20 protein-coding genes are annotated in these 22,665 nt (G+C 62.2%); 9 read left to right on the top strand and 11 right to left on the bottom strand.

Going from position 1 to position 22,665, the window contains the following annotated elements:
- Positions 1–102: 102 nt before the first annotated feature.
- From ACUIAD_RS07310 to ACUIAD_RS07295, 4 genes are all read right to left on the bottom strand, one after another.
- Positions 103–381, bottom strand: coding sequence for a WhiB family transcriptional regulator (locus ACUIAD_RS07310; protein ID WP_015021978.1), 279 nt, complete (start codon positions 379–381; stop codon positions 103–105).
- A gap of 77 nt (positions 382–458) precedes the next feature.
- Positions 459–2,348, bottom strand: a complete 1,890-nt coding sequence (locus tag ACUIAD_RS07305) for an FtsK/SpoIIIE domain-containing protein (RefSeq protein ID WP_445343193.1) — start codon at positions 2,346–2,348, stop codon at positions 459–461.
- 174 nt (positions 2,349–2,522) lie between these two features.
- Positions 2,523–3,797 carry an LCP family protein gene (locus tag ACUIAD_RS07300; RefSeq protein WP_445343192.1) on the bottom strand — a complete coding sequence of 425 codons (1,275 nt, stop codon included), beginning with the start codon at positions 3,795–3,797 and terminating at the stop codon, positions 2,523–2,525.
- 73 nt (positions 3,798–3,870) lie between these two features.
- Positions 3,871–5,298 carry an LCP family protein gene (locus tag ACUIAD_RS07295; RefSeq protein WP_445343191.1) on the bottom strand — a complete coding sequence of 476 codons (1,428 nt, stop codon included), beginning with the start codon at positions 5,296–5,298 and terminating at the stop codon, positions 3,871–3,873.
- A gap of 302 nt (positions 5,299–5,600) precedes the next feature.
- On the opposite strand from ACUIAD_RS07295, the gene ACUIAD_RS07290 reads away from it, so the two are divergent.
- The 3 genes from ACUIAD_RS07290 to ACUIAD_RS07280 are packed head-to-tail and all read left to right on the top strand — an operon-like array spanning position 5,601 to position 10,571.
- On the top strand, positions 5,601–5,858 hold the full coding sequence (locus ACUIAD_RS07290; protein ID WP_110452211.1) for a WhiB family transcriptional regulator: 258 nt from the start codon (positions 5,601–5,603) through the stop codon (positions 5,856–5,858).
- 58 nt (positions 5,859–5,916) lie between these two features.
- Positions 5,917–9,051, top strand: a complete 3,135-nt coding sequence (locus ACUIAD_RS07285; protein ID WP_445343190.1) for a glycosyltransferase — start codon at positions 5,917–5,919, stop codon at positions 9,049–9,051.
- Positions 9,048–10,571 carry a DUF5719 family protein gene (locus ACUIAD_RS07280; RefSeq protein WP_445343189.1) on the top strand — a complete coding sequence of 508 codons (1,524 nt, stop codon included), beginning with the start codon at positions 9,048–9,050 and terminating at the stop codon, positions 10,569–10,571. Before ACUIAD_RS07285 ends, ACUIAD_RS07280 begins: the two co-directional genes overlap by 4 nt.
- Positions 10,572–10,581: 10 nt before the next feature.
- Here ACUIAD_RS07280 and ACUIAD_RS07275 read toward each other — a convergent pair whose 3' ends face one another.
- Positions 10,582–11,016 carry a metallopeptidase family protein gene (locus ACUIAD_RS07275; protein WP_258333147.1) on the bottom strand — a complete coding sequence of 145 codons (435 nt, stop codon included), beginning with the start codon at positions 11,014–11,016 and terminating at the stop codon, positions 10,582–10,584.
- Between the two features lie 92 nt (positions 11,017–11,108).
- Between ACUIAD_RS07275 and ACUIAD_RS07270 the strand changes: the two genes are divergently transcribed.
- Both ACUIAD_RS07270 and ACUIAD_RS07265 read left to right on the top strand, forming a co-directional pair.
- Complete coding sequence (locus ACUIAD_RS07270) at positions 11,109–11,921, top strand: HAD-IIB family hydrolase (protein ID WP_110452312.1); 813 nt, start codon at positions 11,109–11,111, stop codon at positions 11,919–11,921.
- 303 nt (positions 11,922–12,224) lie between these two features.
- Positions 12,225–12,773 (top strand): ComF family protein, encoded by a 549-nt coding sequence (locus tag ACUIAD_RS07265; protein WP_445343188.1) that lies wholly within the window; start codon positions 12,225–12,227, stop codon positions 12,771–12,773.
- On the opposite strand, the gene ACUIAD_RS07260 is transcribed toward ACUIAD_RS07265, so the two are convergent.
- From ACUIAD_RS07260 to ACUIAD_RS07245, 4 genes are all read right to left on the bottom strand, one after another.
- Positions 12,770–14,122 carry a Y-family DNA polymerase gene (locus tag ACUIAD_RS07260; protein ID WP_445343187.1) on the bottom strand — a complete coding sequence of 451 codons (1,353 nt, stop codon included), beginning with the start codon at positions 14,120–14,122 and terminating at the stop codon, positions 12,770–12,772. The genes ACUIAD_RS07265 and ACUIAD_RS07260 overlap by 4 nt on opposite strands.
- Positions 14,119–14,736, bottom strand: coding sequence for a LexA family protein (locus tag ACUIAD_RS07255; protein WP_110452205.1), 618 nt, complete (start codon positions 14,734–14,736; stop codon positions 14,119–14,121). The genes ACUIAD_RS07260 and ACUIAD_RS07255 overlap by 4 nt, the downstream gene beginning before the upstream one ends.
- Positions 14,737–14,806: 70 nt before the next feature.
- Positions 14,807–15,937, bottom strand: coding sequence for a sensor histidine kinase (locus ACUIAD_RS07250; protein WP_110452204.1), 1,131 nt, complete (start codon positions 15,935–15,937; stop codon positions 14,807–14,809).
- Between the two features lie 17 nt (positions 15,938–15,954).
- A complete protein-coding gene (locus tag ACUIAD_RS07245) occupies positions 15,955–16,686 on the bottom strand; it encodes a response regulator transcription factor (RefSeq protein WP_110452203.1) in 732 nt (243 codons plus the stop codon).
- A gap of 223 nt (positions 16,687–16,909) precedes the next feature.
- Between ACUIAD_RS07245 and ACUIAD_RS07240 the strand changes: the two genes are divergently transcribed.
- Complete coding sequence (locus ACUIAD_RS07240) at positions 16,910–17,530, top strand: CarD family transcriptional regulator (RefSeq protein WP_110452202.1); 621 nt, start codon at positions 16,910–16,912, stop codon at positions 17,528–17,530.
- A gap of 14 nt (positions 17,531–17,544) precedes the next feature.
- Positions 17,545–18,024 carry a 2-C-methyl-D-erythritol 2,4-cyclodiphosphate synthase gene (locus ACUIAD_RS07235; protein ID WP_110452201.1) on the top strand — a complete coding sequence of 160 codons (480 nt, stop codon included), beginning with the start codon at positions 17,545–17,547 and terminating at the stop codon, positions 18,022–18,024.
- A gap of 6 nt (positions 18,025–18,030) precedes the next feature.
- On the opposite strand, the gene ACUIAD_RS07230 is transcribed toward ACUIAD_RS07235, so the two are convergent.
- Positions 18,031–18,858 (bottom strand): metal ABC transporter permease, encoded by an 828-nt coding sequence (locus ACUIAD_RS07230; RefSeq protein WP_110452200.1) that lies wholly within the window; start codon positions 18,856–18,858, stop codon positions 18,031–18,033.
- A complete protein-coding gene (locus ACUIAD_RS07225; RefSeq protein ID WP_110452199.1) occupies positions 18,855–19,730 on the bottom strand; it encodes an ABC transporter ATP-binding protein in 876 nt (291 codons plus the stop codon). The genes ACUIAD_RS07230 and ACUIAD_RS07225 overlap by 4 nt, the downstream gene beginning before the upstream one ends.
- A gap of 345 nt (positions 19,731–20,075) precedes the next feature.
- Here ACUIAD_RS07225 and ACUIAD_RS07220 point away from each other — a divergent pair, with 345 nt between their 5' ends.
- Together ACUIAD_RS07220 and rpsA are read left to right on the top strand one after the other, a co-directional pair.
- Entirely contained in the window at positions 20,076–20,996 is a 921-nt protein-coding gene (locus ACUIAD_RS07220) for a bifunctional methylenetetrahydrofolate dehydrogenase/methenyltetrahydrofolate cyclohydrolase (RefSeq protein ID WP_445343186.1), read from the top strand.
- A gap of 103 nt (positions 20,997–21,099) precedes the next feature.
- Complete coding sequence (gene rpsA / locus ACUIAD_RS07215; protein ID WP_110452197.1) at positions 21,100–22,605, top strand: 30S ribosomal protein S1; 1,506 nt, start codon at positions 21,100–21,102, stop codon at positions 22,603–22,605.
- The last annotated feature ends 60 nt before the right edge of the window (positions 22,606–22,665 follow it).

The raw sequence follows: 22,665 nt of genomic DNA, 5'->3' as shown, positions 1-22,665 counted from the left end.
GGAGGACGCCTTTCAGCCAGGGGGTGTTTTTCAGGAAAAGAAAGGGGCGATGGCATTAAGCCATCGCCCCTTTCTTTTTGCAATCTGGAAAGAATCAAAGAATCAGGACTGCATCTGCATGGCCTGGGATCTACGCGCTCGCATGGCCCGACGCTTCAGAGCCCTGCGTTCGTCCTCGCTCAGCCCGCCCCAGACGCCATAATCCTGGTTGGTGTCCAGCGCGCACTTTAGACAGGCGTCAATGACCTTGCAGGTCCGGCACACGGCCTTGGCTTCCTCGATTTGCTGATAGGCCGCACCTGTGTTGCCGACTGGGAAGAACAGCTCAGGGTCCTTGTCACGGCAAGCAGCCTTGGCGCGCCAATCAAACGCATTACTCATCTACCTAAGCCTCCAAGAAGTTTTTATCGATAATTTATCACTACCGTATGCAAGATAAGCACGATGAGCGACTTTTTTCAAGGGTCCATTTGTTTTACGGCTAAAGAGAACACCTGTAGTGGAATACCGCTGCCCGCATCCAGGATCAGACACCGTCCAGGAATGGCACTGGTACGGGAGGATAGGGTCGCCAGCCGATCCGCGGGGATGCCAGCTGCCAGATCGGTCCCGCGTTCGCCACAAGGAAACACCAAGCGACGTCTGAAACGTTCTGGTCTTCGCAGTGCGCTAGCTGTATCCACGGCGAGAATCACAGTGGTGTCCTCCTGCTCTAAAGCCTCCTGCAGAAGAGTGGCCAGAGGATCCTGGCAGAGCGGATCCAGCAGATCCTGGGCATCATCAAGAATCCAAACCAGCCCCCGTTCGCCATCCTGACGACTATGAGGCGGTGTCGGCACCGAGCCTGGGAAGTCTCTGCTGCTGTAGTCCTGACCAGTCCGACGCGTAATGCGCAGGTCGAAGTTCGGGCTTGGCTGAGCTCCCGGCTTCATCAGGGCGAGCAGGGAACGGGCCAGAAGGGCCAGCAGAGTGCTTTTGCCTCGGCCACGCGGTCCGATCAGGGCTGTATGGCCTTTGAGCGGCAGCCGATAGATGTGGAGCAGGACCCCGTCGTCGATGTGTCCCAGGGGTATCAAGGGCCGTCCCGACCGCCAGAGGACATGTCCGCAGGCCGGATCATGCTCTGGCAGTGGATGGGAGAAGAGCGGCGCTGGCGGTCGGCTGCCGCAGAAGCGATTGGCTTTTATGATCTGTTCCACCAGGGCCTTTGGGTCAGTCGCTGGGCAAGTGCGGAAGGCCTGTAGGCCCTGACCCCGCTCGAGGAAACCCAAACCTGGGCATGCCGGATTGATTGCCGTGGCGCAGGAGGAGCCCAGTAGCTCCCTGGACTGAAGGGGGTCACGTACCCGTAGACAGATGCCGAGGTTCATATTGGCCCGCATCTGAGTACTGACATGCCCCATGGTCTGCTGGGTACAGGCTACCAGGTTCATGCCCAGGGACCTTCCCTGAGAGGCCAGAGAAGTCAGCTTGTCCAGATAGTCAGGCAGGAGCTGACGTAAGGCCTGAAACTCGTCGATGACCACTACTAAGCGTGCCGGTGGATCTGCCATCAGTGAAGTGTCTGCTACTCCTGCTTTGGCAACCAGGCGTTGGCGCCGCTCCAACTCCCGCTGAAGACCGTTCAATGCGCGTACGGCCCGGTCCAGGTCCAGATTGGTCACACAGCCCACGGTATGCGGCAGTCGCGCCAGCAGACTGAATCCGGCACCGCCCTTGAAGTCCAGCAGGACCAGATTGAGCCGATCCGGCGGCTGGCTGGCGGCCAGGGACAAGCACCAGGTCTGCAGAAAGACCGATTTGCCTGATCCTGTGGTACCAGCTACCAGAGCGTGGGGCCCGTCGTGCGGCAAGTCGATGATCAGCGGATTATGGTCAGAGCGGATTCCGATGACTGCTGGTGCCGTCGTCCCTGATGCGGCAAGCCAAGCGTGCACGATGCTCTGCCAGAGCAGACCGTGCGGTCCTGAAGCCCCTGATTCCGACAGCCGGGACTCAAGCTGAGGGCCAGGGTCAGAGGCTAGCTCAACCAGATCCTGTCGAGCCTTGTCCTCTGTGTTCGTCGATAGGGATGCACTATTGGACACTGTGTCGTATTCCAGTTGTGCGCTGGCAAGGGGAGAGGACGATGGCCGTCCATGCGCTCGCAGCAGGCTCAAAAGCACTATGGCTAGAGTTCCTATCAGACTGGGCAGCAGCAGGAGGAGGAGTATCCAGCGACCCTGGCCGACCACGTACCAGATCATGCCCGCTTGAGCCAAGACTGGAGCTGTCTGTGCAACCAGGGTCAGAATGACCTGGGCTCTGCGCTTATTAGCGGGGCGCAGATGGTCGTTCTTATTTTTCATCGACTTCTTCGAGCCGACTGTCGCTGATGCGGGGAGTGCACTTGCTAGCGAATGGGCCTTGGTCATGTTCTTAGCATGAAAGTTCCCGTTGTTGATTGCCAGGGAGAACCTGCAATGTGGTCGAATGTGGATGGGGCTGGCAGGATTCGAGAAGCGTGTGCCTGATGCTGGCTGTTAGATGCCGCCGACAGTGCCTGGGGCGTGACTGCCCTGGATCAGCTGATTGAACAGGTCTGTATTGCGGGCCTGATCCAGCAGAACGGTGGAGCCGACCCATCTGTTGGGGTAATAGTTGGGGTTGGTCCAATAAAGGCTTCCGGTAATGCCTTTTCCGCCACTGGCGCTGCGGAAGGCTAGAACCATGCGCACCAGGTCTATGGGGTTAGTGCGCTCGTCCACCACGAGGGCATCCAGGCCTGCCGAAAGAACCTTGTTGGCTGCGACAGGGTTGAGCAAGACCGAAGGCTGCAGAGCCTTTGAGGCAATGGCCGATATGGCCTGCCGCTGCCGCTCGGCCCGCCCGAAGTCACCCTTGGGATCCGAGTAGCGCATGCGGGTAAAAGCCAAGGCCATGCCGCCATCGGCCTGATGGCAGCCCTTGGACCAGACCATGCCTGATTTGGGGTCGTTGACGTCCGCGTCATAGCAGAGATTGATGCCGCCCATGGCGTCGACTACCTTGCTGAGGCCTCCGAAGCGGATCAGAGCCACATGATCGATCTTGTGGCCCGTAATGTCCTCGATCTTGCTGGTCAGAGCCGTATAGCCCGATGTGTATGCAACGGCGTTGATCTTCATGTAGTTCCCGTCCTGTTTGACCAGAGAGTCGCGGGGAACTGAAATCAAGGAAGCAGCTCCATGCCGGGGCTTGGTCAGCACCAGGATGGTGTCGGTCCGGAAACCGGTGATGCTGGTGTCTTGGCCGGCTCCTGGGGAGCCGTCACGCTGGTCTGATCCCAGCAGAAGCCAGGTGGTTGCTCCAGAACCCGGGGTGTCCGTCAGCATTTTCTCGCGGGTGAGTTTGGCATTGATCCAGAACCAGCCGCAGCCCGCCAGTACGAACAGGGCCAGCAGGATGACCAGCAGCAGTATGGCTATGAACCTACGTAGCGGATGCTTGCGGGTCAGGGCGGCACTGGTCCGCAAGCGCCGGTTGCCTTGATTGCCGCTGGTGCTCCAGTCGTTTGTGCGGGGAGCAGTGGGGACAGCTGGCCTGGGCGTGGTCCGTGAGGAGCCGCTGGTGCGCCTGGCTGTCCGAGTTGTGTTAGCCCGCGTCGGTTGATTCACGCTCCTTGAGGAGGGCGAGAAGCTGGGTGGCTCCTGCTTTCTGCGGCTGTGCCTGGCGGATTTGGCGGGAGCGTTGGGGGCGGCTTCGGGATGGCGATGCCTGGAGGGCATGAAACTAGGTGGCTCCTGCTCTTGTCCGCCTTGGTCTGAACCAGTCCGCATGCCTTCATCCTCCATAGCTTTGACCAACTAGGCAAGCAATAGCATGTTTGAACGACCTAATGGGGTTAATCGGCTATCTCTGCGCCGGAACCGCACAGACCGTGGCGAAAAGGTAGCGGTCTGCCATGCCGATGTACTGTCCGGTTTGCGCGTCTTTGATGGTACCGTCGTTCGGATCCACGATGCCGCCTGTACTCGGATCGATCAAGGTCTTGTCGGGCATGGTGATCAGTCCTGTGCTCGGATCCGGCCCGGGCTGAGCGGATGCAGATGCAGAGGGGGCCTGGCTGCTGGTCCCTGTGTCCGAACTCTTGCTCTGGGTCTGAACGTCACCCTGCGTGCTTTGCGCCTTCTGCTCGCTGTTGGTCTGATTGTCCGACGAGGAGGTCGAGCCAGCATCCTCATTGGCCTGGGTCAACGGCTCGCCTTTGCGCAGCAGGTCCCATATGGTTTCGGCCTGGTCGGTCCATACCACCCGGTAGCGGTCCAGGGGCCATTCCTTGACAGGTATGGTCCGGGCGTAGATATGGGCGGTGTCTATATGCTTGAGCGAGTTGCCCAGGCCCAGTAGGGTTTGGAAGCTGCCCAGCCCCTCGCTCAGCTGCAGGGTGGAGATGGACGTGGTGGCCAGACGGTAGGCCTTGGGCAGGTCTGAATAAATATCAACGGTCTTGGCCTCGTTGACAAGGCTCTTGATCAGGTACTGCTGGCGGGTGGTGCGCATGATGTCCGATCCGTCGGCGCTGGTTCCGTGGCGCATACGGGCGTACTCGGTGGCCTGGGTCCCGTCCAGATGGTGCAGACCGCGTTTCAGATCGATGCCGGTGTAGCTGTCCCGCGTGTCCTTAGGGATGCACACGTCGACCCCGCCTAGAGCGTCGATGATGGACTTGAGGCCGTTGAAGTCGGCCACCACGAACTGCTGGATGTCCAGGCCGGTCAGGGAGCGGACTGCAGCCAGGGAGCAGCTGGCGGCTGAAGTTACGTCGCCGCCTTGGTTGTAGCCCTCAGCGAAAATTGAGTTGAACATGACCTGACGTCGGGCTGGGATGGTCTTGCCCTTGCTGGTGGTGCAGACTGGCGCGTCTACGATGGAATCCCTGGGAATGGAGACCACGTTCACATAGGAGCGATCGGCGGCGATCTGGACCACCATAGCCGTGTCCGACTGGTGGTTTTCCTCCAGGCCGTCCCCGCTGCCGCCCACGTCCGCATTGCCCTTGCCTTCGCGGGTATCCTGACCCAGCACTAGTACGTTCAGGGTTTTGCCCTTGTAGATGTCTTCCGGATCCTTGTGCGCTTGGGTCAGGGGATTGACGGGCTTGAGCACGTGCATGTGCCCGTTGATGTCTGTCCAGAAGGCCGCCGCCATCGAGGCCACAAGGCATAGAACGAAAGTCAGGGCCAGGCAAATGCCGGTGCGAAGGCGGTGGCTGCTGCGGAACCCGCCGCTGTGCCGGGGCTTGCTGTTCCTGCCCGCCTTGATGTTGGGCAGACCCATCTTTCTGGTTGGGGACGTCAATGGTATGCCTTCCTCATCGGCTGTCGCTGTAGCGTCATTCCGGCGGGAAGAACCGGGATGGCGATGACGCGTGCGTGAACCAGTCATAGTATAGTCTGACCCCCATCCGGAGCTCCTCCTTGGGCGATACATATCCGTTAAGAGGCGTTATGGGTTGACAGACGACCCCCGCAGCGACTGTAATAAAAGTGTGTAAACACACTAGGGACTGGGGGGTCGCTATGAGTGGTTTTATAGACACTCGATACAGCAGTACAACTAAAAAAAGGCTGACGCCGCTGATGCAATGGTTCGAAGCCAATATCGGACCTTCATGGCGGAGCGAGGCGCTCTGTGCACAAACCGATCCGGAGGCGTTCTTTCCGGGCAAGGGGGGCTCCACTCAGGAGGCCAAACGGGTCTGCGCAGACTGCACCGTCCGTAAGCAATGCCTGGACTGGGCCGTCGAACATGACGAGCGCTTCGGCATCTGGGGCGGCATGAGTGAACGGGAGCGCCGCCGTTACAAGAAAATGATGCGCGCACAGCGTCAAGTCTGAATCGCCGCAGGTGTCTTAGCTGGACATCCGGTGACCTGGTTTGCGTAGACTGGAACGCATGAGTTTCGTCGCGCCTCAAGCCCAGGATGTCCGGCAGGTCCTCTCTTCAGTCATGAACGAATGTTCGCCTGCTGCCAGTCCTCATGTGGAGGATGCCGTGGCTGCGGTGATCACGGTTGAGCATGATCTGACCTACCTGCCGGACACCCTGCGTGCTCTTTTGCGGCAGAGTCTTTTGCCTCGGATCCTGGTCATCGCGGACTGCTCGGGAGCCACTGCCGAGCCTCTCTATGCGCAGTTTCCGTTGGATGGGCCAGCGCGGGTGGAGGTGCAGGTGGTTCGCGCGCGAGGTGCATCCTCTTTCGGCGATGCCCTGGACAAGGCGCTTGGCTACGCCCGTCTGCCTGGCCGGATTCGCGCTCTTTGGCTTCTGCATGACGACAGCCGTCCGCTGGATAGGCATTGTCTGGATAAGCTGGTTGACACCTGGCACAGCAATCCCACTGCCTCCCTGCTGGGCTCCAAGCAGTATGACTGGCAGGGCGAGGGGCTGCGAGACGTGGGTCGGTATGCCTACCATCACGGAACGGTGAGTCTAGTGGTGGACAACGAGCCCGACCAAGAGCAGTATGACGCACGTCAGGATGTCTTTGCAGTGAGCCTGGCTGGCGCCTTGGTGCCTATGCAGACCATGAAGGACCTGGGTGGACCTGGTGCCTGGGCTGGCACTTTTGGCCAGTCCGATGATCTCTGTCGCCGCATCTGCCTTTCAGGCGGACGGGTGGTGGTGGTACCCAGCGCCCGGATGGCCCATGCCTGCGCCCGGATGAGCGGATTGCGTGATCGGAATGGACGGCCGGTGCAGTCTGATCGCCCCTTGGAAGCCTTCATAGGTCCCGTGCTGGCTCGGGAACGCTATCTGCTGACCGATTTTGCCTTGCTCTGGTGGCCGTTGGTCTGGCTCTGGCGGATCCTGGCTGCCTGCTGGTTCATGGCTGTTGATCTTATCGGCAAGCGGCCATACCGAGCCTTCTGCCGTCTATGCGCACCCTGGCGGATCCTGGCTCGCCCTGCAGCCTTGCTGACCATGCGTCGCCGTCTGACTGCTGTCTGTCATGGCGGTCCCCGTCGATTAGACATTCTTCAGGCCAACAGCCAGCAGATCCGGCAGTGGCAGCAGCGCAGAAAGGCCTTTCGCGACCAGCAGGAGCATCCTATGCTCAGCCACCTGGCTCTGGCGCATCTGCGCCAGCAGCTCCTGCGGCGCCTAGCATGGGCATCAGGGATGACTCTAGTGGTATTGGCTGCCTTGGTGGCCACCCACTGGCCCCTGTGCCGAACGGTTTTTTCGGGAGGGGCCATCCATGCGCCCTCGCTGCCGTCGTCTGGAGCCGACTGGTCCCGCCTGCTTGCGGCGGCTACAACCTCCTGGTCCTGGGCCGGCGGCGTGGGGCAGCCCGCAGTTCCTGCCCCCTTCCTCCTGGTGCTCCTGCCTTTTGCTCTGCTGACCGGCGGTCATGTGGCCCAGGCCGTGGCTCTGATGCTCCTGGCTGAGACGGGATTGACTGCTCTGTCTTTCTGGGCCCTGGCCGGCGTAGTGACCAGATCCAACCCCATCCGCGTTCTGCTGGGCTTGCTCTGGGCTTGCCTGGCATTCGCCCTGGGCATTGTGGATGGTCTGCAGCTGCCCATGCTGACGGTCATGGCTTTCATGCCTGCCGCTTTCGCTTTCGTTTTCAAGGCCGTGGGGTTGTACCAGGCCGAGGCTCCTGTGCAACCCAAGGCTTCGGTGCAACAGGCGGCTCTGGCCTCCATCTGCTTCCTGCCGGTCCTGGCAGCCGAACCTCAGCTCATGCTGGCCATGATTCCGCTCTTCATCATGGCGATCTGCCTAGTGCCCTCTCATCGGGTCATGCTGCTGCTGATTCCGCTGCCTTCGGCGCTGGCCTTGGCGCCGACCCTGGCCAACTCTTTGCATCATGCAAATCAGGGGCTTTGGAGACAGCTTTTCGCAGACCTTATGATCCCCTCAGCAGACCTGACAGGCCACCCGAGAGTCGGGAGCCTGGGGGAGTTGCTGACCCGCCTGCTGGGCCTGGATGTTTCGGCCCTATGGCCCTTCAAATGGCGACCTGAGCTCTGGCGTCCAATCACGCTGGCCTGCTGTCTGCTGACGATTGCTTTGCTTGCCTTTATTGCCTTGATTGTGCCTCGGGCGCTTAAGGCTGCCAGGATTCTTTGGATCACGGTCCTGCTTGGCCTGGTCCTGGCGATTGTCTCGCAGGCGGTCTGCACCGGACTTGATGAGACCGGTCCGGTGGCCGGTTCGGTCCTTCCTGGCATGATGATGGCGTTCATGGGGCTGCTGGTTTGTTTGGGCCTCTTGGCTGGCAGGGCAGTCCGTCCCTTCTCGCCTCTTGCTCCCGGACATGATCAGGCTAAAGATGATGCTGATCGTCCGCCTCTGCCTTCTGCGCAGTCAGTGAATTCGGTGGCTGTGGTCGATGGTGGCGGACGGGTTCCGAGGCTCTTGCTGGGCTTGGTACTGGCTCTGGCTACTGCAGGTGTGGCAGTGGCCGGTCTGGTGGCGCCTGTCGGAGGACCCCTGTCTGCTGATGGACGGCAGCTTCCGGCAGTAGCAGTGGATTATATGGACAAGGATCCGTCCCATCGGGTGCTGGTGCTGACCTCGCCCTCCCACGGCCGCGTGGCCTACACCGGTCTGCACACCTCTCGAGGAGAACTGATCGATGCCTCGCCTGCCCTTCGTGTTCAGAGGGTGAATGGCAGGCAGATGGCAGGCGAGGAGGTCCTTTCGCGTTCGGCGGCGGCTCTGATGGCCAATGCCGACTCCAAAGCCGTAGCCGCTGTGACCGACCTGGGCTTCGGTGGCATCTACGTGCCCGCTGACCGTTCTGGAGCCGCGGGCCTGGGGCCCACGCCCAACGATGACCTGGTATCCAACATCACCGCCAGCGATGGTGCCCAGCAGGTGATGGCCAACGCCCAGGGAACCTATTTCCGTTTGAGTTCGCAGTCCGGCAAGAACGTGGGCGTTGACATGGCTGGTGTCCGTCGGGCAGAAGCCAGCACCTGGAGGAGGGTCTGGCTTTGGACCCTGGGACTGGTACTGCTGGGATACTGCCTGGTTGCCCTGCCTCGACCGGGTTATTTTGGAGGGGATCAACTATGAGTGCACGAAGCAAGAGATCCTTGGCGGCCGCTCTGGTCACAGTGCCCCTGGTGGCGGTCCTGATCGCCGCTCTGCTGGTCTGGACGCCTCCGGCCTCCTTGGCCGATAAGGCCCAGGGTTCGACAGTGGTTGCCAGCCGAGTCAGCCAGCGGGATGTGACGGCCTACTGCCCGGCTCGAATGGCGGTAGCGGACGAGGATAAGGTCGGCGATGACCAGTTCAAAGCATCGGAAGGGGATTTGAGTGCCCGTGTCACAGCCGCCGCCTTCGGATCCATTGGCAGCTCTAGCCTGACTCTACTTGAGGGCGGGCGACGTACCATGGTGACCGATCCTGATCTCTTGGACGGGCAGAAGGCCATGGCCGCTTCGCTCGATCCCGGTGCCTCGGCCGCTGCTTTCGATTCCCGGATGCTCAAATCCCAGCCGGGCACGGGGGCTGCGATCGGTATGGTCTCTTGGGCCACCAAGGGTGATCTGCGAGGGATCCAGGCGCTTGCCTGCCCGCGGGCCGTCATGGACGCGGATTTCCTGCTGCCCGCCACCGGCCGAGGAGCCACCCAGCGGCTGGTGGTCTACAACCCGTCATCCAAGGCCACGGTGATCAGTCTTGATGCCCAGGGCTCGCACTCCTCAGGCAACCTGTCTCTGGAGACTGGAAAGACCATGACCGTGGCACCCGGTAGTCATGCCTCATACGACCTATCTGCGGCGGCTCCTGACCAGCAGGCCATATACGTCCGGGCTCGCAGCTCCCAGGCTCCGGTGGCCATGTCGGTCTCTGTCAATGTCATGGCTGGACTTGATCCACGCGGGTCGGATCAGGTGGTTGCCTTGGCGGCTCCCGGCCGTGATCTGGTTATTCCCGGCTTGCGCGGGGCGGACCAGGCTACTCTGCTTCTTCAGAGCACACGGGCCACGGCGGTGGACTTGTCCTGGATGGATGAAGGCGGTCAGCAATCCTTGCGGCGGCTGGATCTGCAGGGTTCACGGGCCACGGCGGTGGACCTGGGCGGGGTGCCTGATGGCAAGCTGGCTCTGCATGCGCATGCCGACCAGCCTATCCGGGCAGTCCTGCAGGTGACCGGCCAGGGTAGTCAGGACCGGTCGCAGTCCGACCTGGCCCTGATCCCTGCGGGGACTGCTGCCGCCTCCTCGGCTCTGACCGTATCGCATCCTGCCCAAGCCGCGCTGACCCTTGCCAATCCATCGGCCGATCCGATCAAGGCCGAACTGGTTGGATTCGACGAAAAGGGCAACAAGCTGGGGGAGCGCACGCTGACTGTTGAGGCAGGCCGTGCCCATGAGCTTTCAGCCCACGATCTGGGCGATCAGGTGGCCGCTGTTCGGCTGAATGAGGACTCTGGGCATGACTCCTCCCGGCTGATATGGAACGCGCGCCTGAGCGTGGATGCGGTCAACCAGGCTGGCCTGGCCGGTCTGGCAGTCATGGCTCCTGATGGGCTCATGCCTGTAACCACTCTGATTCGTTCAGGCCCCGACTCCACTGTCCTGCCCTGAGAGCGGGTGCTTAGCGTCCCCACATGGGGTCGATCTCCTCAGGATCGCGCCCATAGAGATCGGCCAGTTGCATGACCAGCTCGTCGCGGATGATCAGCTCCAGCTCCGTGCGGTCTCGGGTCTTGCTTTGGATGGGCAGTCGGTAGAGGACGATTCTGGCGGGAATGCCGCGGCTCGCCGGAAAACTGCGCGAGAAAAGGTCCGATCTGTCCTCCCATGGGGTGGGGTCGGAGGGAGGCACGTCCTCAACAGCGAATTGGACGGGCTTGACCAGTTGGGGCCATCCGGCGCCCAGCCGCCGGATCTGCGCTGCGGTCAGATCGTCGAAGATCCCGCATCTGGTGCGGTACCGGGGCAGGCGGGTGCCGAACGTGGGCCGACGAATCCCGCGGCCATGACTGTCCCGGTAGACGCTGCGGGACCAAGGCGGCTGATCGCTGATCATGACACTCACCATAGCGCCTCAACTCTGAGTCGGTTTTGATTCAGGGTGTCTTGTAGCATGGTGCGATGATTCACAAGCGGATGGGAGCAATCATGGCGGAGGATGGTGCGTTGAACGTGGCCTGGTGGGGCGGCCAAGACATAAGGTCCATCTGCGCACGAACACGAGTGCTGGCCTTTGATCTGGACAATACCCTGGCGCTGTCCAAGACGCGCATGGACCAGATCATGGCCGTCCATTTCGCTGCCCTGACCCGGCTTCGGCCCGTAGCTATCGTATCGGGCGGGCGGTTCAGTCAGTTTCGTGACCAGGTGCTGGATGCCCTGCCTGACGATACTCGTTTCGACCAGCTGCATCTGATGCCCACCAGCGGCACCCGCTACTACCGCTGGCAGGACGGAAGCTGGGATTGCGTCTACGCCCACGACCTGAGCGCTCAGGATCGGCAGGCGGCCGAGGACAGTCTTGAGCGCAGGGCCAAGCAGCTGGGCGACTGGGAGGAGCAGGTCTGGGGGCCGCGCATTGAGGATCGTGGTAGCCAGATAACCTTCTCCGCCTTGGGTCAGCAGGCTCCTGTTCAAGCCAAGGAGGCCTGGGATCCCGATAACAGCCGCAAGGATGCCTTGGCCCGGGCCGTGTCCGCTGACCTGCCCCACCTACAAGTGCGCTCCGGCGGCTCCACCAGCGTGGACATCTCGGCCAAGGGCATCGACAAGGCCTATGCCGTGACTTCCTTGGCAAGGATGCTGGGCGTAGAGGTAGGCGATATCGCCTTCGTGGGCGACCGGATGGATCCGGATGGCAACGATTATCCGGCAGCTCTGGCCGGAGCTATGGCCCTGCGTGTGCATGACCCTGCCGATGCCCTGGATCTGATCCGGGTCATGGAGGCTGATCTGGACTGAATCGGCCTGCAGACGATCCTGTGAACGGTGGTTTGTCCATGCACATGGTCCAGCTCTGTTTGCCTATTCTCTATGTTTGAGGGTTGGCTGGGCGATATGCACAACCTCTCATTGGCATCTGGCCGACTCCGACGGGCCGCTTGCGTTGTCACTTCGACCCTGGCGGCCTCAGCCATGGACCTGTTGGCTCCTCGAGCCTGCGCCGGCTGCGACCGCCCCGACCTTCTGCTATGCCCCAGTTGCAGATCTCTGCTTTTCCGGCCTTTCTCGGTGCCTGCGCCTGCCTATGCCGCAGGTTTGGCCTTGGCCTGCGCTCCATATCGCGGTCCTGTCAGGCGGATCATTCTGGCCTGGAAGGACCATGACAACCGACCCTTGGACGGGCCCTTGGGCCAAGTCATGGCCGATCTGGCTCCAGCCCTGTCCAGGCTGATCAACCCTTTGCTTCGATCCAAGCCTGCGAAGGCAATTCTGGTGGTTCCTGCTCCCTCTTCGGCCGCCTCCCTACGAAGGCGGGGGAGGGTTCATCTGCAGCCGATCCTTCTGTCCCTGGTCCAGGCCCTGCAGCGGCAGGGCCTGACTGCCCGTGTGGAACCAGCTCTGATCATGAACTCCGTCAGAACCAAGTCCGTTCAGGTGGGTGGCCGCCGGAATCGTTCCCATCGGCTGACAGGGCGGATCGCGGTTGCGTATCCCGCACGGCTGACAGGCCATCCCGTCCTGGTGGTGGACGACATCATCACTACGGGATCCACCATTCGCCAGTGTGCTCGCGCCCTGGAGAACGCAGGTGCTCTGCCGCTGGCCGCCTTGGCTCTGGCGGCTGTTCCTCCAGGTCATGAGGACCTCTAGCGGGCCTGCGCTACGGCCATCTCATCCCAGCGGGTGGTGGCCCGGGGGGAGAGCATGCCCCGGTTCATGGCCCAGTCGGCCCCCATATCCTCGTCACTCCGACCCTTGCCACGGATGCCTCCATAGCCTATGCCCACCCGGAAGGGGCCGAAACGCCGGGTGACATCCTCTAGGACATCTCCCAGACCATGGGTGTCTCGGGCTGCGTCCAGACCTTCCAGGGTGTGGAAGCGGCCGGCATCGGTCAGATCTAACAGAACCACCCCGGCCCGGATCCAGCGGGCGTACGGATCCACCCTGCCCTTGAGCGCTCGACTGGCTGCGCCGGCGATGACCAGCGGGTCGTCGCTGGGATCCTCCAGGACGACGGTCCGGCTGGCTGCGCAGAACTGCTGAGGCGCATAGGGGCTGGTGGAGCAGAAGACCCGCACCCTGCCGCAGAGGCCGTGCTGCCGGCGTAGACGGCGGCAGGCCTTCTGGGCATAGATGCTCAGCGCTTGAGCCAGTGTGGCGTAGCCCTCGATGGGGTGAGAGAACATGCGTGAGCACAGAATCTGATCGGTGCGCACGCCTCTGGCGGCATCCGCCTCGGGCTCGATGCAGGGCCATCCCCTCAGTTCGAGGAGGGTGCGCTGCAGCATAACGGAGAACCGGTGCCGGATCAGGGAGGGATCTGCATTGCGCAGATCCAAAGCAGTGGTGATGCCCATGCCCATAAGCCTGCCGGTCAGCCGTCGGCCCACCCCCCAGACTTGGTCGATGGGCACTGATGCCAGAATCTGGTCGCCATACTGGGCCTCCACTTGGTTCCAGAGGGTGATCCCCTCGGTCGAGGGATGATCCTTGGCCCAGTGGTTGGCCACCTTGGCCAAGGTTTTGGTAGGCGCCACCCCTACGCTGACGGGAATGCCGGTGGACCGCAGGACCGCGGCGCGCAGTTTCCGGCAGATCTCGACGGTGCGCTTGTCGTTCCATATGCTGTCCATGAAGCACTCGTCGATGGAGTAGACCTCCTGGTTGGGCAGGAAATGGGCCATGATGGCCATCATGCGCCGGGAGAGGCTGGCGTAGAGCTCATAGTTGGAGCTACGGGCCACCACCCCGTCCTGCAGGGCTCGGTCACGAATGGTGAACCAGGGTGTGCCATTGGTGATGCCCAAGGCCTTGGCCGAGCGATTGCGGGCCACTACGCAGCCGTCGTTGTTGGACAGCACGACCACCGGACGGTTAGCCAGGGAGGGATCGAAGACCGCCTCGCAGGAGGCATAGAAAGAATTGGCATCGGCCAGGACTACCCGGCTCGTCAGAGCGGTCCCGGCTGCAGGATCGGCCGATCCCTGTGCGCTCACGCCGACCCCCAGCCCGTGGAAGGGTAGACGGGTTTCCGGCTCTGGCTTCCCGTGGGCCTGTGTCTATGCGGAGTGTGTCCGGGGTAGGTGACCTGAGGCAGGGGAGAGCCGCTCCGGGGTTCGCCCTTGGCATCCACTCGCTGCCAGTGGTAGTTGCCGATGACGACTCCCCAGATGACCAGTTCCTCGCCCTCCTGGGGCAGGAAGTCAGGGTAGGCGGGGTTCTCGGCCCGCAGCATGGTCCGTCCCTTGCGCCTGGCCAGCCGTTTGACCAACAGCTCGTCGTCCAGAATGGCGATGACGATGTCTCCCTCGCGGGGCTCCAGGGATCGGTCGACCACTAGCAGGTCCCCATCGAAGATGCCAGCGCCGGTCATGGAATCGCCGGCCACATGAATGATGAAGGTGGAATCGGGGTGGACGATGACGTTCTGATCGAAGCTGAAATCGCCACTGAAGTAGTCCTGGGCTACTGAAGGGAAACCGGCGTGGACGGCCTCCAGGGCCTGGGGAATGGGGCTGGGGCGCCCTCGGAAGATGCTCAGGGCGTCGACCCGGCACTCCGGCAGGGAAACAGGGGCCGCCTCCGGCGACCCATGGATAGCAGCTACCATGGCACACCTCGAACTCGATGATATTCGAACAAATGTTCGATTTCATTATGAGTCGAAGTTCGCCTCCCCGTCAATGCGGCGCGTCGGACCCGCCGGAGCGGTCCCCGTCCACCTCGTCCTCGTCGGGATCGCGGTGGTATCTGGGCAGGGTGATCTCGAAGTCCGCTCCGCGCGGATCGTCCACCACCTGCACTTGTCCTCCATGCAGCTGAGCCGCCCACCGGGCGATGGACAACCCCAGCCCGGTGCCTCCCGACTCCGTGCCCGGTCCGGCCTTGCCCTTGACGAAGCGCCGGAAGATGTCGGTGCGGGCCTCGGGAGGTATCTGCGAGCCGAAGTTGACCACGTTGGTGACTATGGCCTCGTGCTGCCGGTCCTCGTGGGCCTGGATCAGCACGGTAGTGCTGTCGGCCGAGTGCTTCAGGGCGTTGCTGATGACGTTGGTGAAGAGCTGGCGCAGCCGGTCCTGGTCGCCCTCCATTCTCAGGCCCTTCTCCAGATCAACCTGGATGTCGTGGGCATGCCCGGCATCGGCTATGACCAGGGGCTGAAGGGTCTCGTCAATGAAGTCCCCGAAGTCGAAGTCCTCGATCTGCAGGCTGGCGGCCCCGGCCTCCATCCTCGACAGGTCCAGCAGGAAGGCGATCAGGTCGGACAGGCGGTGGGTCTGCTCCAGAATCCCTTCCAGGTTGGCTGGCGTGGGGTCGGTCACTCCGTCCGCCATGTTCTCCACCATGGCCTGCAGAGCCGAGACAGGGGTGCGCAGCTCGTGGCTGACATTGGCCACCATGTCACGGCGCATCTGGTCGGCGTGCTGGAGCTCCTCGGCCATCTCGTTGAAGGACTGGGCCAGGAGTCCCACCTCGTCATGGCTGGTCGTCGTGGCGTGGACCCGAACCGTGTAGTCACCGTCGGCCATGGCCTCGGCTGCATCCCGCATCTGGCGCAGGGGCGCAGTGAGCCCCCGCGAGAAGAAGTAGGTGATCCCCAGGGCCACCACCAGGGTCAGGGGCATGGCAATCCAGCCGCTCCAGCCCATCTTCAGCAGGAACCAGGCCATTACGAAGGCGATGGCTGTGGAGATGATGATCAGGACGCTCAGCTCCACCTTCAATGAGGCGAAGGACCCAATGGGTCGTTCGCGGTCCACACGCGCACTCAGATTAGGCCTCTTGCGCCGGTTTCTGCCGTCCTTGCCCATTGTCTGCACTGCAGCTGCTACCGCTGGTCCTGGTCCTCGGGCGGCTCGAAGGCGTATCCCACGCCGTGCACAGTACGGATCATCTGCGAGCCCAGCTTGTGGCGCAGCGCCTTGACGTGGGAATCCACCGTCCTGGTGCCTGAGGCATCCACCCAGTCCCAGACCTCCTCCAGCAGCTTCTCACGGGTGAGCACGGACTTGGGTCGACGGGCCAGCGTGGCCAGCAGGTCGAATTCGGTGGGAGTCAGGTGTATCTGCTCCCCACGCAGGGTCACGATGCGCTGGGCCGGGTCGATGACCAGGGATCCGAAGTCCAGCACCTTCTCGTTCTCGGAGTTCTTGGCAATGACCTTGGCTCGCTCCACCCTGCGCAGAAGGGCCTTGCAGCGGGCGATCAGCTCGCGCATGGAGAAGGGCTTGGTCATGTAGTCGTCGGCGCCGGCTCCCAGACCGGTTACCTTGTCGGCCTCATCATCCCGGGCGGTCAGAATCAGCACCGGCACCGGCCGCTCGGCCACGATCCGCTTGGTGGCCTCCAGACCATCCATGACGGGCAGCATGATGTCCATGATGACCAGGTCAGGTTTGATCTGGGATGCGGCCTGCACGGCGCTGGCACCATCCGAGGCCACCCGTGCCGTCCACCCTTCGGCGGTGATGCGCTGGGCGATGGCGGTGGCCAGGGTGGGTTCGTCCTCAACCACCAGGATGGTGCTGGGTGTAGTGTAGCGGCTTGTGTTTTTGATCATGCCTACCTCTGTCTTCGATCACTGATCCGCAAAACGATGGTCGTCATGCGGGGTGGAGCCTTTTGGCATTCGTTCCACCACCGTCGTTTCTTCCAGAATAGTCTTCAGAGCCTCCAGGGGAAGTGTGCTCGCGGAGAATCGCGTCGTCTTCTGACGCCTGTCGGCAAGTCCATGCGCGATGACATTATTATATGGTATTTTATCGACTCGTTCTGGAGGACATATGGGTTACAAGGTCGGTGACATGGTCGTCTATCCGCGTCATGGGGCCGCCAGGGTGGATGCCATCACCGAACGGACCGTCAAGGGCGTCACCCGTAAATACCTGCAGCTGTCCGTGCTCTCCTCTGACGGGCTGGTCATCAACGTTCCCGTCGAGAACGCAGCCAAGGTGGGCGTCAGGGACATCGTCGACGCCAAGGCAGTGGCCAAGGTCTTCGAAATCCTGCGCACCCCGGTGGTCGAGGAGAAGGAGATGAACTGGTCCCGCCGCTATAAGCTGAACGTGGAGAAGATAGCCACCGGCGAGGTCAACAAGATCGCCGAAGTGGTGCGCGACCTCTCTCAGCGGGACGTGGACGAGCACGGGCTGTCGGCGGGCGAGAAGCGGATGCTGATCAAGGCCCGCAAGATTCTGACCTCCGAGATCGCCCTGTCCGAGAAGCTGGACGAGGACGAGGCCCAGCGTCTGCTGGACGTCAATCTGGGCTATGCAGAGCCCATGCCTGGCGATGACAAGCACCATACCAAATCCCCCAAGGAACCAGCTTCCAAGACCTTGGCACGGGTGGCTCAGGAGGCATCCAAGACCAAGGGCAAGGGCAAGACCAAGGCCAAGCACTGAGGCCGGGACCAGTCGTGGGTGATCCAAGCGTCGGACTGGGCTTTGATGCTCATCGCTTCGATCCAACTGGAGAACGTCCCCTCTGGCTGGCCTGCCTGCCCTGGAATGACGGAACTCCTGGCCTGCTAGGCGATTCTGACGGCGATGTGGCCGCCCACGCCCTGATTGATGCCATCTTGTCAGCTGCCGGCCTGGGTGATATCGGCACCTTGTTCGGCCTGGGCCCACAGGCTCTTGGGGCGGGCATGCATGGAGCAGCCATGCTGGAGAGGACCATGGACTGCCTGCACGGGCACGGCCGCAGTTTGCTCAACGCCTCCCTAGTCATCATCGGCCAGCGTCCCAAAGTTTCTTCCCGTCGTCACCTGGCCCAGCAGGCCATGAGCCAGGCCGTCGGGGCACCGGTCCGGCTGACCGCCACCACGACTGATGGCATGGGGTTCACCGGTCACAACGAGGGCATCGCCGCCATGGCTGCCGCCCTGGTGGACTGATCGGCATCAGGCGCGCAGTGCCGCCCATCCTTTGGCCAGGGCCCAGAAGAGGGTGGACAGGGTCACGATGACGAAGCTTGGAGGAGCGGGCACCATGGCCGAAATCACCAGGCCCCCCCAGATGGAAGCCAGGCAGATCAGTCCTGATACAAGCATGGCCCGAAGGGGAGATGCCACCAGAATGTTGGCCGTGGCCGCTGGAGTGACGACCAGGGCGAAGATAAGCAGAGTTCCTACTGCCGGTACGGCGATGGTGATGACCCCGGCCATGATGGCCATGAAGGTCAGGTTCATCAGCCCGATGGGCACGCCTCGGGCCTGGGCCACCTGCTCATCCAGGGAGCTGAAGAGCAGGGGCCGATAGATCAGGGCCAGCAGGATCAGCAGGATCGCGTCGAAGATTATGAAGCCGATGACCTGGCCTCGGGTGATGGTCAGGATGGAACCAAAGAGGATGGCCTGCATTTGCTGGGATGCCGAGCTGGACATCCTGGCGAAGAAGAGTCCCAGGCCGGTGGCGAAGGCCAGGACCGTGCCCGTGGCGATCTCCCTCTGCGAGGCCCGCTTGCCCAGGGCTCCGATGACCAGCGCCCCTCCCAGGGCGAATAGGCCCATGCCGACAGAGACCGGCAGCCCCAGCAAGACAGCCCCTGTGGCGCCAGGCAGCCCGATGTGGGCCAGGGCGTGGGCAGCGAAGGTGGAATGTCTGGCAATGGTGAAGTAGCCCATGGCTCCGGCGGCCACAGCGATGCATAATCCTGCCAGCATGGCGTTGCGCATGAAAGGGGCGGCGAGGATCTCCGTCCAATGGGAATCGAAGACTGATGTGGTCATGAGGTCCTTTCCTTGTCCGTTTCGTGCAGGCGGGCCACCTGGCTGGGTTGATAGCGATTGTGGACAGGTCCGATCGGCTCGTCCATGTCGGGGGCCACGAACATGTCCCCTTGGGGAGTGGTGACTACCTCCACCTTGGTGCCGTAGAGGTGGGTGAGCAGATCCGAGTCCAGCACGTCGTCCATGCGGGCGTAGTGGGGGTGTCCATCCAAGAGGTAGACCGCCCCGGTCAGCACAGGCAACAGCATGTTCAGGTCATGGGCCACCACCTGGATGGTCATCCCCAGACGGCTGTTGAGCTGTGCCAGCAGGTGTACGGTGGCGCGCTGCCCGGCCAGGTCCAGATTGGCCAGGGGTTCGTCGAGCATGAGCAGATCAGGATCGCAGACCAGAGCCTGGGCGATGGCCACCCGCTGGCGCAGGCCGCCGGAGAGCTGCGACAGGCGCAGGTGTGCCCTGTCCTCCACGCCGACGAAGCGCATGGCCTTTCTGGTGCGCTCGCGGTCCTGCCGGGTGACGGGGTGAATGCCGAAGCGGGTGCCGGTGAGCCCCAGCAGAACGGATTGCTCGGCCGTAAGGTTGGAGTCGATATCCGAGGTGTAGCTTTGAGGCACGTAGCCGATGCGGTCGTTGGCCTGCCCAGCTGGCTGTCCCAGGACCTGCAGACTGCCTGCATCCAGGGGGAGCAGGCCGAGCTCGGCCTGCATCATGCTGGTTTTGCCGGTGCCGTTGGTGCCGACGATGGCCGTCACGGTCCCCGAGGGAATAGCGAAGGTTCCCTCAGACCAGATCAGCCGCCCAGATCGGCGGATGGCGGCATGGTCGAAGACGATGCAGGCCTGGGTGGATGTTCTATCCGTGTCCGTAACCATGGCGTCCTTTCCGGGAGGGATTCAAGATGGTGGTCCTGCTCTTATTGAGCATGATTCTCATTATGACGAGGGAAAGGGTAGCGCGCAACTTCGTCAGCCAAGTCTTCCTCTCATCGTGGCCCGCGCTGCAACCCGGCCGGTTTCCGCCTATGTCCTCATGCGGCATTCGCTTTGGCAGTCAGTCAAATCGAAGGTCCGGTTTTTCGCACGCCTGCATGCAACATGGCTGCGGTCGCCGTCCGGACCGTCCCTCGGACATGTGGTTCCGGTCGCGGAGGAATCTGCGCTAGGCTTGCTCAGACGGATTCGACGAGGGTTTGCGCCCGCTTGGATGATGGAGATGTATTGACGGCAGTGAAACTAGATGGAAAGGCGGCGGCTGCAGAACTCAAGGAGGACCTGCGCGCTCGCGTGGCTAGGCTGACAGCCTTGGGGCGCACTCCTGGCCTGGGAACCATCCTGGTAGGGGAGGACCCCGGTTCGCTCAAATATGTGGAGGGCAAGCATCGTGACTGCAGCCAGGTAGGCATCCGGTCGATCAGGGTGGACCTGCCCGCCGATACCGGCAAGGAGCGGATTCTTGCTGCAGTGGATCAGCTTAACCAGGATCCTGACTGCACCGGCTACATCGTCCAGCTGCCCCTGCCTGATGGTGTGGACCCCACTGAGATCATCGAGCGCATCGATCCGGCCAAGGACGCCGACGGCATGCATCCCTACAATCTGGGCCAGCTGGTCCTGCATGCCGACGGCCGGGTGCGGACCCCTCTGCCCTGTACCCCGCGGGGTATTCTGCATCTGCTTGACCATTACGGGATCGACCTCGCCGGCAAGGAGGTCTGCGTGCTGGGTCGAGGATTGACCGTGGGGCGCACCATCGGACTGCTCCTGACCAATCGCGGGGTGGACGCCACCGTGACGCTCTGTCATACCCGCACCAGGGACATTGATGCTCATCTGCGCAGGGCGGACGTGATCATCGCAGCCGTGGGCCGAGCCGGGCTTGTCGGTCCGGATCAGGTTCGCCCGGGTGCCGTACTGGTGGATGTAGGCGTCTCCAGAATCTGGGACAAGCAGGAGGGGCGCTGGCGGATCAAGGGCGACATCGATCCGGCCGCCAGGCCGTCTTCATCCGCCTATACGCCTAATCCCGGCGGTGTAGGACCGATGACCCGCGCCATGCTCCTGGCCAACGTGGTCGATTCCGCTGAGCGAGCCGCCGGAATCCTCGCCTGCGACACGCCCGAGGCATCCCGGCGACAATGACCGTGGTGTCTCCTATCATGGAGGATGTTCGCGCCTACCGGCGGGAACGCATAACTCAATACGGTAAAAATATCCACCAACTATACAAGAAACAATTTAATTAATGGCAGAGAACAAGAAGGAAGTCCCTCAGGTCGCGGTCAACGACATCGGATCCGAGGAAGACTTCATCAAAGCAGTCGATTCCACCATCAAGAACTTCGACGATGGGGATCTGGTCGAGGGGACGGTCGTCAAGATCGACCATGACGAGGTTCTGCTGGACATCGGCTACAAGACCGAGGGCGTGATTCCCTCCCGCGAGCTTTCCATCAAGAAGGATGTCGATCCCGACGACGTGGTCCAGGTCGGTGACACCATCGAGGCTCTGGTCGTCACCAAGGAGGACAAGGAAGGGCGCCTGATCCTGTCCAAGAAGCGCGCTCAGTACGAGCGTGCCTGGGGCGACATCGAGAAGATCAAGGATGCTGACGGAGTCGTCGAGGGCACCGTCATCGAGGCCGTCAAGGGCGGACTCATCGTCGACATCGGTCTGCGTGGCTTCCTGCCCGCATCACTGGTCGAGATGCGCCGCGTGCGCGACCTGTCTCCCTACATCGGGCAGAAGATCAAGGCCAAGATCCTGGAGCTGGACAAGAACCGCAACAATGTGGTCCTCTCCCGCCGCCAGTACTTGGAGGAGACCCAGTCCGAGGTGCGCGAGACCTTCATGGCCCAGCTCAAGAAGGGCCAGATCCGCGAAGGCACGGTCAGCTCCATCGTCAACTTCGGCGCCTTTGTCGACCTGGGTGGCGTGGACGGCCTGATCCACGTTTCCGAGCTCTCCTGGAAGCACATCGATCACCCCAGCGAGGTCGTCAAGGTGGGCGACAAGGTCACTGTCGAGGTGCTGGATGTCGATATGGACCGCGAGCGCATCTCGCTGTCCCTCAAGGCCACCCAGGAAGACCCCTGGCAGCGCTTCGCCCGGACCCACGTGCCCGGACAGATCGTCAAGGGCAAGGTCACCAAGATCGTGCAGTTCGGTGTCTTCGTCTCCGTCGAGGACGGCATCGAGGGCCTGGTCCACATCTCCGAGCTGGCCAACCGCCACGTGGAGAACCCCGAGACCGTGGTCAAGCAGGGCGAGGAGATCTTCGTCAAGGTCATCGATGTCGATCTGGATCGTCGCCGTATCTCCCTGTCGCTCAAGCAGGCCGACGACTCCGTCGATCCGACCTCCGAGGACTTCGATCCGGCCATCTACGGCATGCCCGCCGAGTACGACGAGGACGGCAACTACAAGTATCCCGAGGGCTTCGACCCCGAGAGCAACGAGTGGATCGCCGGCTACGAGAAGCAGCGGGAGGAGTGGGAGTCCCAGTATGCGGCCGCCCACGACCTCTGGGAGCAGCACAAGGCCTTCGTGGCCAAGGAGCTGGAGAACGCCGAGGCTTCAGCTGCGGAGGACAGCAGGTCCTCTCAGACGCCTGCCTCTGGTTCTCACTCTCACCGTCAGAGCTCCGAGGAGACCACCAACTACAGCTCGGAGTCCAGCTCCGAGGGCACTCTGGCCTCCGACGACCAGCTGGCCGCCTTGCGCGAGCAGCTGCTCAAGGAAAAGAAGTGAGCGTTAAGCAGTGAATGGAGGGGTCCGGCCTCGGTCGGGCCCCTCCATTTGTATGTGCTG

Source organism: Bifidobacterium sp. ESL0819 (assembly GCF_052606245.1).
This window is presented reverse-complemented; position numbering and strand designations above follow the sequence as displayed.